General features: G+C 68.9%; 17 protein-coding genes. 11 read left to right on the forward strand and 6 right to left on the reverse strand.

Going from position 1 to position 16,933, the window contains the following annotated elements; all coding sequences use genetic code 11:
• The first annotated feature begins 57 nt into the window (after nt 1-57).
• The 5 genes from G6N19_RS01150 (at nt 58) to G6N19_RS01170 (ending at nt 5,401) form a co-directional block, all read left to right on the forward strand.
• Nucleotides 58-981: an ACP S-malonyltransferase gene (locus tag G6N19_RS01150; protein ID WP_081465507.1), complete on the forward strand. Its 924-nt coding sequence runs from the start codon at nt 58-60 to the stop codon at nt 979-981.
• A gap of 83 nt (nt 982-1,064) precedes the next feature.
• Complete coding sequence (acpM, locus tag G6N19_RS01155) at nt 1,065-1,367, forward strand: meromycolate extension acyl carrier protein AcpM (protein ID WP_013828587.1); 303 nt, start codon at nt 1,065-1,067, stop codon at nt 1,365-1,367.
• A gap of 2 nt (nt 1,368-1,369) precedes the next feature.
• Entirely contained in the window at nt 1,370-2,623 is a 1,254-nt protein-coding gene (gene kasA / locus G6N19_RS01160) for a 3-oxoacyl-ACP synthase KasA (protein WP_041317676.1), read from the forward strand.
• Nucleotides 2,624-2,657: 34 nt separating this feature from the next.
• Nucleotides 2,658-3,935, forward strand: coding sequence for a 3-oxoacyl-ACP synthase KasB (kasB, locus tag G6N19_RS01165; RefSeq protein ID WP_041317673.1), 1,278 nt, complete (start codon nt 2,658-2,660; stop codon nt 3,933-3,935).
• A 44-nt stretch (nt 3,936-3,979) separates the two neighbouring features.
• Nucleotides 3,980-5,401 carry an acyl-CoA carboxylase subunit beta gene (locus G6N19_RS01170; RefSeq protein WP_013828584.1) on the forward strand — a complete coding sequence of 474 codons (1,422 nt, stop codon included), beginning with the start codon at nt 3,980-3,982 and terminating at the stop codon, nt 5,399-5,401.
• Nucleotides 5,402-5,427: 26 nt separating this feature from the next.
• Here G6N19_RS01170 and G6N19_RS01175 read toward each other — a convergent pair whose 3' ends face one another.
• On the reverse strand, nt 5,428-6,177 hold the full coding sequence (locus G6N19_RS01175) for an SDR family oxidoreductase (protein ID WP_013828583.1): 750 nt from the start codon (nt 6,175-6,177) through the stop codon (nt 5,428-5,430).
• A 105-nt stretch (nt 6,178-6,282) separates the two neighbouring features.
• On the opposite strand from G6N19_RS01175, the gene G6N19_RS01180 reads away from it, so the two are divergent.
• The 3 genes from G6N19_RS01180 to G6N19_RS21040 all read left to right on the forward strand — a co-directional run bounded on the left by G6N19_RS01180 (nt 6,283) and on the right by G6N19_RS21040 (nt 7,800).
• Entirely contained in the window at nt 6,283-7,155 is an 873-nt protein-coding gene (locus tag G6N19_RS01180; protein WP_041319748.1) for a LysR family transcriptional regulator, read from the forward strand.
• A 78-nt stretch (nt 7,156-7,233) separates the two neighbouring features.
• On the forward strand, nt 7,234-7,563 hold the full coding sequence (locus G6N19_RS21035) for a hypothetical protein (protein WP_232062476.1): 330 nt from the start codon (nt 7,234-7,236) through the stop codon (nt 7,561-7,563).
• 12 nt (nt 7,564-7,575) lie between these two features.
• Nucleotides 7,576-7,800, forward strand: a complete 225-nt coding sequence (locus tag G6N19_RS21040; RefSeq protein ID WP_232062478.1) for a methyltransferase family protein — start codon at nt 7,576-7,578, stop codon at nt 7,798-7,800.
• 1 nt (nt 7,801) lies between these two features.
• Here G6N19_RS21040 and G6N19_RS01190 read toward each other — a convergent pair whose 3' ends face one another.
• Together G6N19_RS01190 and G6N19_RS01195 are read right to left on the reverse strand one after the other, a co-directional pair.
• Nucleotides 7,802-9,343, reverse strand: a complete 1,542-nt coding sequence (locus tag G6N19_RS01190; RefSeq protein ID WP_013828580.1) for a glycerol-3-phosphate dehydrogenase/oxidase — start codon at nt 9,341-9,343, stop codon at nt 7,802-7,804.
• Entirely contained in the window at nt 9,340-9,918 is a 579-nt protein-coding gene (locus G6N19_RS01195) for a TetR/AcrR family transcriptional regulator (protein WP_013828579.1), read from the reverse strand. Before G6N19_RS01195 ends, G6N19_RS01190 begins: the two co-directional genes overlap by 4 nt.
• 56 nt (nt 9,919-9,974) lie before the next feature.
• Between G6N19_RS01195 and G6N19_RS01200 the strand changes: the two genes are divergently transcribed.
• Both G6N19_RS01200 and G6N19_RS01205 read left to right on the forward strand, forming a co-directional pair.
• Nucleotides 9,975-11,555 carry an FAD-binding oxidoreductase gene (locus G6N19_RS01200; RefSeq protein WP_013828578.1) on the forward strand — a complete coding sequence of 527 codons (1,581 nt, stop codon included), beginning with the start codon at nt 9,975-9,977 and terminating at the stop codon, nt 11,553-11,555.
• Nucleotides 11,552-12,457 (forward strand): diacylglycerol kinase, encoded by a 906-nt coding sequence (locus G6N19_RS01205; protein ID WP_013828577.1) that lies wholly within the window; start codon nt 11,552-11,554, stop codon nt 12,455-12,457. The genes G6N19_RS01200 and G6N19_RS01205 overlap by 4 nt, the downstream gene beginning before the upstream one ends.
• A gap of 95 nt (nt 12,458-12,552) precedes the next feature.
• Here G6N19_RS01205 and G6N19_RS01210 read toward each other — a convergent pair whose 3' ends face one another.
• The 3 genes from G6N19_RS01210 to G6N19_RS01220 form a co-directional block, all read right to left on the reverse strand.
• The gene (locus G6N19_RS01210) at nt 12,553-13,065 is read right to left on the reverse strand and encodes a DUF3145 domain-containing protein (RefSeq protein ID WP_041319746.1); all 513 of its coding nucleotides are present in this window, start codon (nt 13,063-13,065) and stop codon (nt 12,553-12,555) included.
• Nucleotides 13,066-13,193: 128 nt separating this feature from the next.
• Nucleotides 13,194-14,021 (reverse strand): serine hydrolase domain-containing protein, encoded by an 828-nt coding sequence (locus G6N19_RS01215; RefSeq protein ID WP_193465616.1) that lies wholly within the window; start codon nt 14,019-14,021, stop codon nt 13,194-13,196.
• Nucleotides 14,022-14,032: 11 nt separating this feature from the next.
• Complete coding sequence (locus G6N19_RS01220; RefSeq protein ID WP_013828574.1) at nt 14,033-15,031, reverse strand: AraC family transcriptional regulator; 999 nt, start codon at nt 15,029-15,031, stop codon at nt 14,033-14,035.
• 93 nt (nt 15,032-15,124) lie between these two features.
• On the opposite strand from G6N19_RS01220, the gene G6N19_RS01225 reads away from it, so the two are divergent.
• Nucleotides 15,125-16,927: an N-acyl-D-amino-acid deacylase family protein gene (locus G6N19_RS01225; RefSeq protein WP_193465617.1), complete on the forward strand. Its 1,803-nt coding sequence runs from the start codon at nt 15,125-15,127 to the stop codon at nt 16,925-16,927.
• Nucleotides 16,928-16,933: the final 6 nt, after the last annotated feature.

The following is a 16,933-nucleotide window of genomic DNA, read 5'->3' on the forward strand; positions in this document are numbered from 1 at the left end:
AATGTTCATAATCTAGGACATCCTGCAAAACCCGCTTCACAATGTTCTCTTAAAGACGTGATTGCGTTGCTCGCTCCCGGACAGGGATCGCAGACCCCCGGCATGCTGTCGCCGTGGCTGGAGCTGGCCGATTCCGGCGACGTCCGGGCCCAGTTGGCCGCTTGGTCAGAGATCAGCGGCCTGGACCTGGTCGCGCTGGGCACCACCGCGACCGCCGAGGAGATCACCGACACGGCGGTCACCCAACCACTGGTGGTGGCGGCGACCCTGCTGGCCCACAGCGAACTGGCCAAGCGCAACGACGGCTCGCTGACCAGCGGTGACGTCGTGGTGGCCGGTCACTCCGTCGGCGAGATCGCCGCGTACGCCATCGCCGGCGTGATCTCCCCCGACGACGCCGTCATGCTGGCCGCCACCCGCGGCCGCGAGATGGCCAAGGCCTGCGCGCTCGAGCCGACCGGCATGGCGGCCGTGCTGGGTGGCGACGAAACCGAAGTGCTGACCCGTCTCGAGCAGCTCGACCTGGCGCCGGCCAACCGCAACGCCGCCGGGCAGATCGTGGCCGCCGGCCCGCTGACCGCACTGGACAAGCTCGCCGAGGACCCGCCCGCCAAGGCCCGGGTGCGTAAGCTGGCTACCGCGGGGGCCTTCCACACGCAGTACATGGCCCCGGCGCTGGAGGCCTACTCCGCGGCGGCGGCTCAGGTCACCACGAACGAGCCCACCGCCACCCTGTTGTCCAACCGCGACGGGCAACCGGTGACCACGGCGGCCGCGGCGATGGACCAGCTGGTCGCGCAGCTGACCCGGCCGGTGCGCTGGGACCTGTGCACCGCGACGCTCCGCGCCCGGGCAGTCACGGCGATCGTGGAGTTCCCGCCCGCGGGAACGCTCGCCGGGATCGCCAAACGTGAACTTCGGGGGACCCCGACGCACGCCGTCAAGTCCCCCGCGGATCTGGACGGGCTCCCCGAGTTCTAACGCCCGATTCCAAACTGCACAACCAGATACACGCAGTAATCAACCCGCACACCCCGTGCGGAACCAACCGAAGGGAACACACTGTGCCTGCCAGTCAGGAAGAAATCATCGCCGGTCTCGCCGAGATCATCGAAGAGGTGACCGGTATCGAGCCGTCTGAGGTGACCGTCGAGAAGTCGTTCGTCGACGACCTGGACATCGACTCGCTGTCGATGGTGGAGATCGCCGTCCAGACCGAGGACAAGTACGGCGTGAAGATCCCCGACGAAGACCTCGCCGGTCTGCGCACCGTCGGCGACGTGGTCGGCTACATCCAGAAGCTGGAGGCCGAGAACCCCGAGGCCGCCGCCGCACTGCGCGAGAAGTTCGGTTCAGAGAGCAACTGACCGTGTCTTCCAAGCCTTCTACGGCCAACGGCGGTTACCCCAGTGTGGTGGTAACCGCCGTTGAGGCCACCACATCGATCGGTGCGGACATCGAGAGCACGTGGAAAGGCCTGTTGGCCGGTGAAAGCGGAATCCACGTCCTCGAAGACGAGTTCGTCACCAAGTGGGACCTGCCGGTCAGGATCGGCGGGCATCTCAAAGACCCGGTCGACGACCACATGGGCCGGTTGGACCTGCGGCGCATGTCGTACGTCCAGCGGATGGCCAAGCTGCTCAGCGGCCGACTCTGGGAGAACGCCGGCACCCCGGAGGTGGACCCGGACCGGTTCACCGTGGTGATCGGCACCGGCCTGGGCGGCGGCGAGAAGATCGTCGAGACCTATGACCTGATGAATGAGGGCGGCCCCCGCAAGGTGTCGCCGCTGGCCGTTCAGATGATCATGCCCAACGGCGCCGCCGCAGTGGTCGGGCTGCAGCTCGGCGCCCGCGCCGGGGTCATCACCCCGGTGTCGGCCTGTTCGTCGGGCTCGGAGGCGATCGCGCACGCCTGGCGCCAGATCGTCATGGGCGACGCGGACTTCGCCGTCTGCGGCGGGGTCGAAGGCGGCATCGAGGCGCTGCCGATCGCGACGTTCTCGATGATGCGCGCGATGTCGACCCGCAACGACGACCCCGAGGGCGCCTCCCGGCCGTTCGACAAGGACCGGGACGGCTTCGTGTTCGGCGAGGCCGGCGCGATGATGATCATCGAGACCGAGGAGCACGCCAAGGCGCGCGGCGCCAAGCCGCTGGCCCGGCTGATGGGCGCCGGCATCACTTCCGACGCCTACCACATGGTGGCGCCGGGACCCGACGGCAAGCGGGCCGGCCGGGCGATGACGCGGTCGCTGGAGTTGGCGGGCCTGTCCGCCAAGGACGTCGACCACATCAACGCGCACGGAACGGCGACCCCGATCGGGGACACCGCCGAGGCAAACGCGATCCGGGAAGCGGGCTGCCAGCACGCCGCGGTGTACGCACCCAAGTCGGCACTCGGCCACTCCATCGGAGCGGTCGGCGCGCTGGAATCGGTGCTGACGGTGCTCTCGTTGCGTGACGGGGTCATCCCCCCGACGCTGAACTACGAGACCCCGGACCCGGAGATCGACCTCGACATCGTCGCCGGCGAGCCCCGCTACGGCGACTACAAGTACGCCGTCAACAACTCATTCGGTTTCGGTGGGCACAACGTCGCGCTCGCCTTCGGGCGGTACTGATACCAGTACCAAGAGAGGGAAGTTCGCAACAGCCATGTCAACGCAGACCCAGTTGACTACGGGGAATGGTTTCCCCAACGTCGTCGTCACCGGTTTTGCCATGACGACCGCTCTGGCCGCCGACGCAGAATCCACTTGGAAGGCTCTGCTCGACGGCCAGAGCGGCATTCGCAAGCTCACCGATTCGTTCGTCGACGAGTTTGACCTGCCGGTCCGCATCGGCGGGCATCTCGTCGAGACGCCCGAGTCCTTCGACGAAGGGCTCAGTCGGACCGAGCTGCGCCGGTTGTCCTATCTGCAGAAGGTGGCATTGGTGCTGAGCCGGCGAGCGTGGGACCACGCCGGCTCGCCCGAGGTCGACACCACGCGCCTGATGGTGTCGGTCGGCACCGGTCTGGGTTCCACCGAGGAACTGGTCTTCGCCTACGACGACATGCGAGAGCGGGGGCTCAGAGCGGTCTCGCCGCTGACCGTGCAGAAGTACATGCCCAATGCGGCCGCGGCCACGATCGGCTTGGACCGCAAGGCCAAAGCCGGGGTGCTCACGTCGATTTCGGCGTGCGCGTCGGGGTCGGAGGGCATTGCCCGGGCCTGGCAGCAGATCGTGCTCGGCGAAGCCGACATCGCGATCTGCGGCGGGGTGGAACAGCGCATCGAGGCGGTGCCGATCGCCGGCTTCGCCCAGATGCGCATCGTGATGTCGACGAACAACGATGACCCGGCCGGTGCCTGCCGTCCGTTCGACCGTGACCGCGACGGGTTCGTGTTCGGCGAGGCCGGCGCCCTGCTGGTGATCGAGACCGAAGAGCACGCAAAGGCCCGCGGCGCCAACATCATCGCGCGGATCATGGGTGGTGCCGTCACCTCCGACGGCTACCACATCGTGGCCCCCGACCCGAATGGTGAGCAGGCCGCCCACGCGATGAAGCGGGCGATCGAGTTGGCCGGGCTGACCCCGGGCGACATCGACCACATCAACGCCCACGCCACCGCCACGACGGTCGGTGACATCGCCGAATCCCACGCCATCGACAACGCGCTGGGCAAGGGCGGCGGCGGCGCCGCGGTCTACGCGCCCAAGTCGGCACTGGGGCACTCGGTGGGGGCGGCCGGCGCGGCGGAATCCATCCTGACCGTGCTCACGTTGCGCGACCAGGTCATCCCGCCGACCCTGAACCTGAAGAATCTTGACCCCGAGATCGACCTGGATGTGGTGGCCGACAAGCCGCGACCGGGTGACTACCGGTATGCGATCAACAACTCGTTCGGATTCGGCGGGCACAACGTCGCGCTCGTCTTCGGCCGCTACTGACGGCCGCACAGCGGCCCAAGCATCAAACGACAAGGAGAGGCGCGATGACGACCATGGCTCCCGAAACGGTGGGCGAATCCCTCGACCCGCGCGATCCCCTGCTGCGACTGTCGACGTTCTTCGACGACGGCACCGTGGAACTGCTGCACGAGCGCGACCGCTCCGGAGTGCTGGCCGCCGGCGGCAACGTCAACGGCGTGCGCACCATCGCGTTCTGCACCGACGGCACCGTGATGGGCGGTGCGATGGGCATCGAGGGCTGCGACCACATCGTCAACGCCTACGACACCGCGATCGCCGAGCAGAGCCCGATCGTGGGCCTGTGGCACTCCGGCGGCGCCCGGCTGGCCGAAGGCGTGCGGGCGCTGCACGCGGTGGGCCGGGTCTTCGAGGCGATGATCCGGGCGTCCGGTTACGTCCCACAGATCTCGGTGGTGGTCGGCTTCGCCGCCGGCGGTGCCGCCTACGGTCCGGCGCTGACCGACGTCATCGTGATGGCCCCGGAGGGGCGGGTCTTCGTCACCGGTCCCGACGTGGTGCGCAGCGTCACCGGTGAGGACGTCGACATGGCCGCCCTCGGCGGCCCCGACACCCACCACAAGAAGTCGGGTGTGTGCCATATCGTCGCCGACGACGAGCTCGACGCCTACGAGCGGGGCCGCCGATTGGTCGGATTGTTCTGCCAGCAGGGCCATTTCGATCGCACCAAGGCCGAAGCCGAGGACACCGACCTGCACGCGCTGCTGCCGGAGTCGGCGCGGCGCGCCTACGACGTGCACCCGTTGGTGGCAGCGCTGCTCGACGAAGACACACCGTTCGACGAATTCCAGGCCAAGTGGGCGCCCTCGATGGTGGTCGGCCTCGGCCGGCTGTCGGGGCGCACCGTCGGGGTGCTGGCCAATAACCCGCTGCGGCTGGGTGGTTGCCTGAACTCCGAGAGCGCCGAGAAATCGGCACGTTTCGTGCGGCTGTGCGACGCATTCGGGATTCCGCTGATCGTGATCGTCGACGTGCCCGGCTACCTGCCGGGTGTCGGCCAGGAATGGGGCGGCGTGGTGCGCCGCGGCGCCAAGCTGCTGCACGCCTTCGGTGAGGCCACCGTTCCGCGGGTCACGCTGGTCACCCGTAAGACCTACGGCGGGGCCTACATCGCGATGAACTCGCGATCGTTGGGCGCCACCAAGGTGTTCGCCTGGCCGGACGCCGAGGTCGCGGTGATGGGCGCCAAGGCCGCGGTCGGCATCCTGCACAAGAAGAAGTTGGCTGCCGCCCCCGATCACGAACGCGACGCACTGCACGAGGAGCTGGCGGCCGAGCACGAGCGGATCGCGGGCGGAGTCGACAGCGCCATCGACATCGGCGTCGTCGACGAGAAGATCGACCCGTCGCACACCCGCAGCAAGATCACCCAGGCACTCGCCGAGGCCCCGGCGCGCCGGGGCCGCCACAAGAACATCCCGCTGTAGGGCCGGCCGCGCGGTGGGGCCCGCCGCTACCTCGTGGTGTAGCCGCCGTTGGCGAAGATGGTCTGCCCGGTGATCCAGTGCCCGCCCTCCAGCAGGAACACCACCAGCGGCACGATGTCCTCGATCTGTGTCAGCCGGTTGCCCATCCCCTGCGACTTGTGGAACTCCACCCGCTCCGGGGTTTCCTGCGGGTAGAAGAACGGGGTGTCCATGGGGCCGGGCGCCACGCTGTTGACGTTGATGCCCCGGGTCCCGAACTCCTTGGCGGCCGCACGGGTGAAGTGCTCCACCGGACTCTTGGATCCCGCATAGGTGGCGTAACCGTCAGTGAACGCACCCAGTAGCGCGGTCACGATCGTCACCACCGAGCCGTTGTCGTTCAGACGCTCACCGGCCTGCTGCAGGAAGAAGTAGGCGGCCTTGGCGTTGATGTCGAACATCGAATCATATTCGGCCTCAGTGGTTTCCAGTATGGGCTTGCGCAACACCTTGCCGACGGTGTTGACCGCGAAGTCCACCCCGCCGAACGCGTCCACAGCGGCGTCGAACAGTGCGGTGACATTGGCCGGAATGGTCAGATCGCCTTGCACCTTGATGGCCTTGGCGCCCGCGTCCCGCACCGCGGCGACGGTCTTGTCGGCGTCGGATTCGGAGCCATCACTGTTGTAGTGCACCGCGACGTTGACGCCGCTGCGCCCCAACGTCGTGCTGATCAATCCGCCCAGGTTCTTGGCCCCGGCGGCCACCACCGCGGATCTGCCGGTCACGCTGCTCATCGGTTTCCCCTCCTGTCTCGATCACGAAATTAGCCCGCTACAGAACAAATGAAAAACAGTGATTTACGGCCTTCTCACAAATATTGCTTGTGCTTAACTGTGGCGATGTCGCCAGACCTGCGCCGCCTGAGCCACTTCATCGCCGTCGCCGAAGCCGGCGGATTCACCAGCGCAGCCAAGCGCTTGCACCTGTCCCAGCAGGCGCTGTCGCATTCGGTGCAACAGCTGGAGAGGGAGATCGGCGCGACGTTGCTGGCGCGCTCCGGTCGCCGCATCGCCCTGACGCCGGCGGGCAAGACCTTGCTCGACGAGGGCGGCGCCCTGCTGGCCGCGGCGGCAACCATCGCCAGCCACACCCGAGCCGCGGCCAGCCGGCAACCGGACGCCTTCGTCATCGGGCACTCCCCGGCGATCAGCAACTACGAGGTGTACGCCCTGATCGAACCGGCCATCACCGCGGCGCCCGCCACATCGTTCACCGTCGTGCAGATGTTTCCCGACCGGCTCACCACCGGAGTGCGCGACGGCGACGTGCAGCTGGGGCTGCGTCGCGCCGTCGTGCCCCAGGAACGGCTCGCCGGTGCGGTGGTCCGCTACGACGCGGTTCGGGTCGCGGTGCGCAGCGAGCACCCGCTGGCCACCCGCGCCCGCATCACCATCTCGGACCTGGCGACGGAGACAATCGCCCTGTGGGCGCCGCCGGGTGCCTCCTATTACAGCGACTTTCTGGTCAACGCCTGTCGGCGCGCCGGGTTCGAGCCCCAGTACCGCGTCAGCCGGGTGCAGGGCTGCCCGCCCGAAGTGGCGGCCATGACCGAGAACGCCGCCGCCTTCGTCACCGCACCGGCGGGACCGGCCCTCGACGGCTCCGTCACAGTGCTGGATCTCGATGAACCGCTGCTGGTCCCGCTACAGGCGCTGTGGCAGCCGCACACCAAGTCGGCGGTGCGGGATCTGATTCTGCACCGGCGCTCTTGACAGCCGGCGCACCGCCAACCGACAATTCATCATTCGATGAATTACCCGGCTGGGCCGGGTACGAGGAAGGGACATCAGATGCCCGGATACCTGGCTGCCCTGGCACTCACGCTCTGCCCGGTGCTGGTCGTCGCCCGCCTGATCATGCTGCGGCGCAGCGGAACACGCGCACTGCACTTCGGGAACATCGACAAGAAGGACTTCCTGATCCCGCCCTTCGCATTGCTCTACTTCTACGTCATTTTCGCCAACGCGTTCGGTTGGCCGCTGGTGGCCGCCGGGCGGTTCTTCTCCTCCGACGTGGTCGCCTGGGCCGGCGTCGCGCTCTGCGTCGGCGGCCTGCTGTTTCTGTTGCTGAGCCTGATCGCCTTCGGCACCAGTTTTCGGGTCGGTATCGACGTCGACTAACCGGACGAGCTGGTGACATCGGGCGTGTTCGCGGTCAGCCGTAACCCGATCTACGTCGGATTCGCCCTGGTGCTGCTGGGTCAGTTCCTGGTCTTCCCCAGCTGGATTCCGTTGATCTATCTGCTGGCCGCGGTGTGGCTGTTCAACCGGCAGGTGGTGCGGGAAGAAGCCTTCCTACGGCAACACTACGGTCAGGAGTTCGCCGACTATTGCAACCGGGTTCGCCGATACCTCTGACTCAATCGGCGCCATCGACGAATTCCCGCGCCACATCCAGCACCCGTTCCCGGTCGGCGGCGACCAGCCCGATCCGGGTTCGGCGATCCACGATGTCCTCGGCGGTCAGTGCTCCCTCGTGGCTGACCGCGTACTCGAATTCGGCACGGGTGACGTCGATTCCGTCCGCGACCGGTTTCTCCGGCCGCTCGCAGCCGGCGGCCGCCAGCACGTTGGCCGCCTCGGCGCCGTAGCGCGCCACGACGGACTCCGGCGGCCGGCGCGCCGGCGACCCGGTCGCCCCCGGATTGCCCGGCGCTCCCAGCAGCGGCAGATCGCGGGTGCGGCACGGCGACGCGGCCAGGCCCCGCGACAGCACCGCCCGGTCCAGCACATCCTGGGCCATGTACCGATACTCGGTCAGCTTGCCGCCGATCACGCTGAACACCCCGGACTCCGATTCGATGACGGCGTGGTTACGCGAGACGTCGGCGGTGCGCCCCGCCCCGGTGTCGATCAGCGGTCGCAGCCCGGCGTAGGCGCCGCGGACATCAGCTGTGCCCAGCGCGGTGCCGAGCGCGGTGTTGACGGTTTCCAAAAGGAACGCCACCTCCGCCGAAGTCGGTTGCGGCACATCCGGAACCGGGCCGGGCGCATCCTCGTCGGTGAGCCCCAGATAGACCCGGCCGAGTTGTTCGGGCATGGCGAACACGAAGCGGTTCAGCTCGCCCGGTATCGGCACGGTCAGCGCGGCGGTCGGGTTCCCGAAGGCCGGCGCGTCGAACACCAGGTGGGTGCCCCGGCTGGGGCGCAGCCGCAGTGCGGGGTCGATGTCGGCTGCCCACACCCCGGTCGCGTTGATGACCGCGCGGGCTCGCAGGTCGAACGACTCGCCGGAGAGCTGGTCGGTCAGCCGCACCGCGTCGCCGGCGGCCCGTGACGCCGCCGTATAGGTCAGGATCGTCGCGCCGTGCTGAGCTGCGGTGCGGGCCACCGCCGTCACCAGCCGGGCGTCGTCGATCAATTGGCCGTCGTAGGCCAGCAGCCCCCCATCCAGGCCGTCACGGCGCACGGTCGGCGCCAGATCGATGACCTGTTCGCGCGAGATCCGTTGCGAACGCGGCAGCACCGTCGCCGACGTGCCGGCCAGTCGGCGCAGGGCGTCACCGGCGAGGAAGCCGGCGCGCACCAGGGCCCGGTCGCGGCGGCGCATCGAACCCAGCAGCGGCACCAACTGCGGCATCGCCCGCACCAGGTGAGGAGCGTTGCGGGTCATCAGGATTCCGCGTTCGATGGCGCTGCGCCGCGCGATCCCCACGTTGCCGGTGGCCAGATAGCGCAGCCCCCCGTGCACCAGTTTGGAGCTCCACCGGCTGGTGCCGAAGGCCAGATCGTGCTTTTCGGCCAGCACCACCCGCAGGCCCCGGCTGGCCGCGTCCAGGGCGATGCCGGCACCGGTGATGCCGCCGCCGATCACCACGACATCAACGGCCGGGCACTCCGCCAAAGCCGACAGCTCGGCGGTGCGGCGGGCGGCATTGAGGGTGGCGGCGTCGGCATTCACGACAGATACCTGTTCAAGTTGTAGGTCAGCTCGGCGGCCAGGGCGTCCTCATCCAGAATGGGCGCCACGATCTGCGCAGACTGGATCGCCGACTGGGTGATCAGCAAGCACATCGCGGCGAGCTGGCGCGGTTCACCCGCCCGTACGCTGCCGCCCTGCTGGGCATCGGCGAGCTCGGCGGCCACCACATCGACCAGGTGCCGCTGGCTGGCCCCCATCCGCTCGGCGATATAGACCATCGCCAGCTCCGGCGCATGGTGCAGCACCTGCATCACCACCGGGTCGTGGCGGACCCGCACCGCCACCGCGACGATTCGGTCAACCAGCGCCGCACGCCCGGATCCCGGTGCCCTCACCTGCATCCAGGCGTCGGTGATGCGGGCGGTCAGCAGCGCGGCGATCACCGATCGGCTGTCGGGCCAACGCCGGTAGACGGTGGGACGGCTGACCCCGGCGCGGCGCGCGATGGCCGCCAGGGTCACCCGCTCGACTCCCAACGCCAGTAGACAGCTCGCGGCGGCGTCGAGGATCCGGTCCCCGACATCAACCTGCTCGTCATTACTGGTTGACAACATATGTAATACTGTAACGCGTGACTTCCTCTGATGCGCAGGATGCCCTCACGCCCCCGATGAAGTGGAATGCCTGGGGCGATCCGGCGGCCGCCAAACCGCTGTCCGACGGCATCCGGAAGCTGCTCACCGCGGCGCTCGGCATCGAGGGAACCGACTCCGCGGAGCCCGACCCCGACCAGGTCGAGCTGCGGCCGTCGGCGCTGGCCGAGGACGACCACAAGGCGCTGGCCGCCATCGTCGGCGAGCAGTTCTACCGGGTCGACCAGGCCGGAAGGTTGTTGCACGCCGGCGGTAAATCCACGCTGGATCTGCTGCGGCGCAACGGATCAGGAATCCAGGATGCACCGGATGCGGTGCTGCTGCCGGGGTTCGAACTCGATATCGCCGCGATCCTGGAGTACTGCAGCCGGCACAACATCGCGGTGGTCCCGTTCGGCGGCGGCACCAGCGTGGTCGGTGGCCTCGACCCCATCCGCGGTGCGTGTAAGGCCGTGGTGTCGCTGGACCTGCGCCGCTTCGATCAGCTGCTGGAACTCGACGAGGTCTCCGGCGAGGCGGAGTTCGGCGCCGGGGTCACCGGACCCGAGGCCGAACGACTACTCGGCGAGCACGGCTTCTCACTCGGCCACTTTCCGCAGAGCTTCCAGTTCGCCACCCTCGGCGGGTTCGCCGCCACCCGCTCGTCGGGCCAGGATTCAGCCGGCTACGGCCGGTTCGACGACATGGTCCGCGGGCTGCGGATGATCACCCCGGCCGGCGTGCTGGAGCCCGGGCGCGCCCCGGCGTCGGCGGCCGGACCGGATCTGCGCCAGCTGCTGCTCGGCTCCGAGGGCGTGTTCGGCGTCATCACCCGAGTACGGGTGCGGGTGCACCCGGTGCCGGCGACCACCCGCTACGAGGCGTGGTCGTTCCCGGACTTCGCCACCGGCGCCGCGGCGCTGCGGGCCATCACCCAGACCGGCACGGGCGCGACCGTCGTCCGGCTCTCCGACGAGGCCGAGACCGGTGTCAACCTGGCCAGCACCGAGCAGATCGGGGAGCAGCAGATCACCGGGGGCTGCCTGGCCATCACCCTGTTCGAGGGAACCGCCGAGCACACCGAGAGCCGGCACGCCGAGACCCGCGCGCTGCTGGCCGCCCACGGCGGCACCTCGCTGGGCGAGGAACCGGCACGCGCCTGGGAACACGGCCGGTTCTCCGCGCCGTACCTGCGCGATTCGCTGCTGGCCGCCGGGGCGCTGTGCGAAACCCTGGAGACCGCCACCGACTGGTCGAATGTGCCGGCACTCAAGGCGGCCGTCACCGAGGCGCTGACCACATCGCTGGCCGACACCGGCACACCGGCACTGGTGCTCTGCCACATCTCGCATGTCTACGCCGGCGGCGCGTCGCTGTACTTCACGGTCGTGGCCGGGCAACGCGGAAACCCGATAGAGCAGTGGCGGACCGCGAAAACCGCTGCCTGCGAGGCGATCATGCGCACCGGCGGCACCATCACCCACCACCACGCCGTCGGCGCCGACCACCGGCGCTGGATGGTCGACGAGGTGGGCGAGCTCGGGGTGCAGGTGCTGCGGGCGGTCAAGGCAACACTGGATCCGGCCGGCATCCTCAACCCCGGCAAGCTGATCCCGTGACACGCCGGATCGGGCGGGTCACGCTGCTGACCAATCCGGCGGCCGGGCACGGCAACGCCCGGCATGCGGCCGAGCGGGCCCTCGCCCGCTTCCAGCAGCGCGGCGTGGACGTCAACCACATCGTCGGCTCCGATCCCCGGCACGCCCGGCAGCTGCTCGACGAGGCGCTGGCCGCCGGCACCGACGCCGTGGTGGTGGCAGGCGGCGACGGGGTCATCTCGTTGGCGCTGCAGGCGCTGGCCCTCGGCGCCGTGCCGTTGGGAATCATCCCGGCCGGCACCGGCAACGATCACGCCCGCGAATACGGTCTGCCCACCGGGAACCCCGAGGCGGCCGCCGACGTCGTCGTCGACGGATTCACGGAAACGGTCGACCTGGGCCGCATCACCGCCGACGGCGGCGCCCAATCGTGGTTCGGCACCGTGATGGCGGCCGGTTTCGACTCACTGGTCAGCGATCGAGTCAACCGGATGCGCTGGCCGCACGGGCGGATGCGCTACAACCTGGCCATGGTGGCCGAGATGTCCAAGCTGCGGCTGCTGCCGTTCCGGCTGACCTTCGACGACGACGAGCCGATGGACATCGATCTGACGCTGGCGGCGTTCGGCAACACCCGCAGTTACGGCGGCGGGATGCTGATCTGCCCGGGCGCCGACCACGCCGACGGCCTGCTCGACGTCACGATGGTGCATTCGGGGTCGCGCACCAAGCTGATCCGGCTGTTCCCCACCGTGTTCAAGGGCACCCATGTGGGCCTCGACGAGGTGAGCACCCGGCGGGCGGCCTCGGTCCGGGTGGAATGCCCGGGCATCAACGCCTACGCCGACGGAGACTTCGTCGCCCCCCTTCCGGTGACGGTGACGGCGGTGCCGGGCGCACTGCAGATCCTGCGCCCCGAGTGACGCCGAGCAGTCCCCCGCAAGCGGGAGGTGCCCCCAGCGAACGCCCCTAAATTCAGGCCAAAATGGGGGCTTTCATGTCTCACTCGCCAAAGAAATCAGCCCACGCCGCGGCTGAGCCAGGACACCTCCGCGCCGTCGCCGCCGTCGCGGAAGGCTTCCAGGGCCTCATCCCAGGCGGTGCCCAGCACCGTTTCCAGCTCGGCGGCCAACGCATCGGCGCCGGCCGCCATCATGGTGCGCAGGCGGTTCTCGCCGACCATCACGTCACCGTTGGCGCTCATCGATCCACTCCACAGCCCCAATTGAGGGGTGTGGCTGAACCGGTGCCCGTCGACGCCGGCGCTGGGGTCCTCGGTGACCTCGAATCGCAACACCGACCAGGAGCGCAGCGCGCTGGCCAGGCGAGCACCGGTCCCGACCGGCCCGACCCAGTTGACCACTGCGCGCAGTTGCCCGGGCATGGCCGGCTGTGGTGTCCAGTTGAGTTTGGCCTGCGCGTTCAACGTCGAGGTCAGCGCCCATTCGACATGCGGGCACACCGCCGCGGGCGACGCGTGGATGTACACCACGCCGCTGGTCACGTCGGCGAATTGATTCGTCGCGCGCATCAGTTGCTCCTTCGGATCCACGAGGGACGTCTTCCCCAACGACCTGACGGAACCGAGTGGAACGGTGCTGATGCTGCTGTTTATTTAGTGTCGTATGTGTCTATTGTGCCTCGTGAGACGCCTGTTGGCTAGTCCCCGCCGTACTCCGACACGACCGCGTCGGCCAGCGCCGGCCAGCGCGGCGTCACCCAGTCGCCGAAGTCGCGGTCGGTGAGCACCACCAACACCCGCTCGATCACCGGATCAGCCCAGATCAGCGTGCCTGACTGGCCGAAATGACCGTAGGTGCGCGCCGAGTTGGCCGAGCCGGTCCAGTGCGGCGATTTGCCGTCACGGATCTCGAAGCCGAGCCCCCAGTCGTTCGGCCGTTGCCGTCCGTAGCCGGGCAGCACGCCGTCCAGTCCGGGGAACTGCACGGTGATGGCCTCGGCGTGCAACTGCGGCGACACCGTCACCGGTGCCAGCAGGTCGCCGGCGAAGGCAGCCAGGTCGGCCACGGTCGAGGTGACCCCGAAACCGGCCGCCGCGGCGCCGCCGTCCAGCCGGCTGGCCGACATGCGTAGCGGTTCGAACACCGCCTCGGTCAGGTAGCGGCCGAATTCGATCCCGGACGCCTGCTCGACCGCCTCGGCCAGCACCGCAAAGCCGTGGTTGGAGTACACCCGCCGGGTGCCCGGCTTGGCCAGCACCCGGTCGGAGTCCGCCGAGAGCCCGGAGGCGTGCGCGAGCAGATGTCGCACCGTGGCGCCGGGCGGCCCGGCCGGGGTGTCCAACTCGACGGCGCCCTCCTCGACCGCGACCTGCACCGCCCGCGCAACCAGCGGTTTGGTCACCGACGCCAGATAAAACGAGCGCGTGGTGTCGCCGCGGTCGGCCAGCACGCCCTGCGGACCGATGACCGCCGCGGCAACGTGGTCGACGGGCCAGTCATCGAGGGCATCGAGGGCTGCAGACATCGGCCGCCAGCCTAGCCTCGAACCGCCTTGCGGTAGCTACTCGCGCTGCACCCGAACCAGCGACGGCAGGACCGGCTGAGCACGCTCTGCTCGGCGTACCCGAGTTCGCGGGCCAGGTGCGACAGGCTGATGTCGGTGTCGCGCAGATATCGGTCTGCGGCGTCTCGGCGGACACCGTCGACCAGGGCGGCGAACGTGGTCTGCTCGGCGGCCAGCCGCCGGTGCAGCGCCTTGGGGTGCAGGCCGAGCTCGTCCGCGATCAGCTCCAGGCTCACCGTCCCGGTGGGCAACAGCTGGCGGGCCATCACGCGCACCGACGCGGCGATGCCGGGCGACTCGTCGGTCATGGCGCGCAGGTAATGCACCATGGCCTGGTGCGCCTGGTCGTCGCGGTGCAGCGGGCGGTTCAGGTCGGCGGTACGGAAGGTGAACCCCGCGACCGGTTGCGCGAAGTAGGGGCGGCAGCCGAAGTAAGCCAGGTACTCACGCACCGGGGTCAAGGGTTCATGCGGAAGGTGCACCGACAGCGGCGCATACGGGCTGTCGAACATCATCCGCATGATGCCCAGCGACACCCCGAGCGACAGCTCGGTGGTCTGCGGGTGCGGCGGCGAGCGCTCGAGCAGGACGTCGAAGGCATAGAACGACTCGCTGCTCTTCGCCCCCGGGGTGATGCGGGCCGAGATCGCCGGGCTGTAGGCGGACATGAACCGCTCCACGATCGAGAACCCCCCGCCGACGGTGGCCGCGGTGCGCGCAGCCACGCCGAGCGGCCCGAAGATGTCGATGTCCTGGCGCAGTGCCAGCCGTCGCCCGAAATCCGGGCAATCGACTGCATTCGCTGCACCTTCAATGGCGAGGATTACCGCGCGGTACGGCACGAACAGCTCGTGAGTTCCGGCCGCACCGGAAGGCACCCCGGCCGCCGCCAGTAACGCCGCCGGATCGCCGCCGAGTTCGGCGACCAGCTCCGGATAACCGGACAACGCGGTGCCGCGCACCACCGACATGTCCGCAAATATCAAAGAAATGTCCGCAGTTGTCAAGACTTCGCCTGCCGGGCAGGCCATGCTGAATCAGGCATCGATCGGAAGGAACGTCCCGTGAGCTTTGACACCGTGATTCGTGGCGGCCGGTGGTTCGACGGCACCGGCGCGCCGTCGGCGATCCGCAACATCGGTATCCGCGACGGTCATGTCGCCGCGATCTCGGCCGAACCGCTCGACGAAGCGGGCTGCGGCCAAGTGATCGACGCCGCCGGCAAATGGGTGCTGCCGGGACTGCTCGACATCCACACCCACTACGACGTCGAGGTGCTGGTCGCCCCGTCGCTGTCGGAGTCGGTCCGGCACGGTGTCACCACGGTGCTGGTCGGATCGTGTTCGCTGTCGACCATCCACGTCGACGGCCAGGACGCCGGCGACCTGTTCGGCCGGGTGGAGGCGATCCCGCGCCAGTACGTCGTCGACACCATCGACAAGCACAAGGCCTGGTCGAATTGCGCGGACTACATCGCCGGCCTGGAGCGGCTGCCGCTCGGACCGAACGTGACCGCATTCATCGGACATTCCGATATGCGCGCCGCAACCATGGGCCTGGACCGCGCCACCCGCGGCGACGCTCGGCCCACCCCGGCTGAGCAGGCCCGGATGGAGCAGATGCTCGACGAGGCGCTGCAGGCCGGGTTCGTCGGGATGTCGTCCCAACAGCTGCTTTTCGACAAGATGGACGGTGACGTCTGCCGGTCACGCACCCTGCCGTCGACGTACGCCAAGCCGAGAGAACTGCGCCGGCTCAAGGCGAAGCTGCGCCGCAGCGGACGGATCCTGCAGGCCGGCCCGGACGTCAAGAACCCGTTCGATGTGGTCTCCCAGTTGGCGCAGGCGCTGGGCATCTTCCGCCGGCCGCTCAAAACCAGCCTGCTGGCCGCCGCTGACGTCAAGAGCAACCCGCTTGCGGTTCCGGCGATGGTCAAGGCCTCGCGCGTGCTGAACAAGCTGGGCGCCGACTTCCGCTGGCAGCACCTGCCGGTGCCGTTCGAGGTCTACGCCGACGGCATCGATCTGGTGATCTTCGAGGAGTTTGGCTCCGGCGCCGAAGCGCTGCACCTGCGCGAGTCGGTCGAACGCGACGAGCTGATGCGCGACGAGGGCTACCGGCGGCGCTTCCGCAAGGACTACCAGAACAAGTACGGCCCACGGGTTTGGCACCGCGACTTCTTCGACGCCGAGATCGTCGAGTGCCCCGACGCGTCGGTGATCGGGAAGTCCTTCGGTCAGGTCGGGGTGGACCGCGGCGGGGTGCATCCCGTCGACGCCTTCCTCGACCTGGTGCTGGAACACGGAACCGCGCTGCGCTGGCACACCACCATCTCCAACCACCGTCCCGACATGCTCCGCAAGATCGCCCGTGAGCCGGGCGTCCAGATGGGCTTCTCGGACGCCGGCGCACACCTGCGCAACATGGCGTTCTACAACATGGGCCTGCGGCTGCTGCGCCACGTCCTCGACGCCCAGCAGGCCGGGCAGCCGTTCCTGTCGATCGAGCAGGCGGTGCACCGGCTGACCGGTGAACTGGCCGACTGGTACCGCATCGACGCCGGCCACCTGCGGGTGGGTGATCGCGCCGACGTCGTGGTGATCGACCCCGCCCACCTCGACGACACGCTGGATGCCTACGTCGAGGAGACCTTCGCCGCCTACGGCGGTATGTCGCGCATGGTCAACCGCAACGACGCGGCCGTCACCGCCGTGTTCATCTCGGGCCGCGCGGTGGTCCTCGACGGGCAACCCACCGGCGTGCTCGGCACGCAACGCACCGGAAGCTTCCTGCGCGCCGACACCCGCACCCCGGCCGTCACCGCGCAGGCCACGGTGCCGGCGGCGGGCGCCCCACCCGCAACATAAGGTTGG

Source organism: Mycobacterium novum, from assembly GCF_010726505.1.
Classification (GTDB): domain Bacteria; phylum Actinomycetota; class Actinomycetes; order Mycobacteriales; family Mycobacteriaceae; genus Mycobacterium; species Mycobacterium algericum.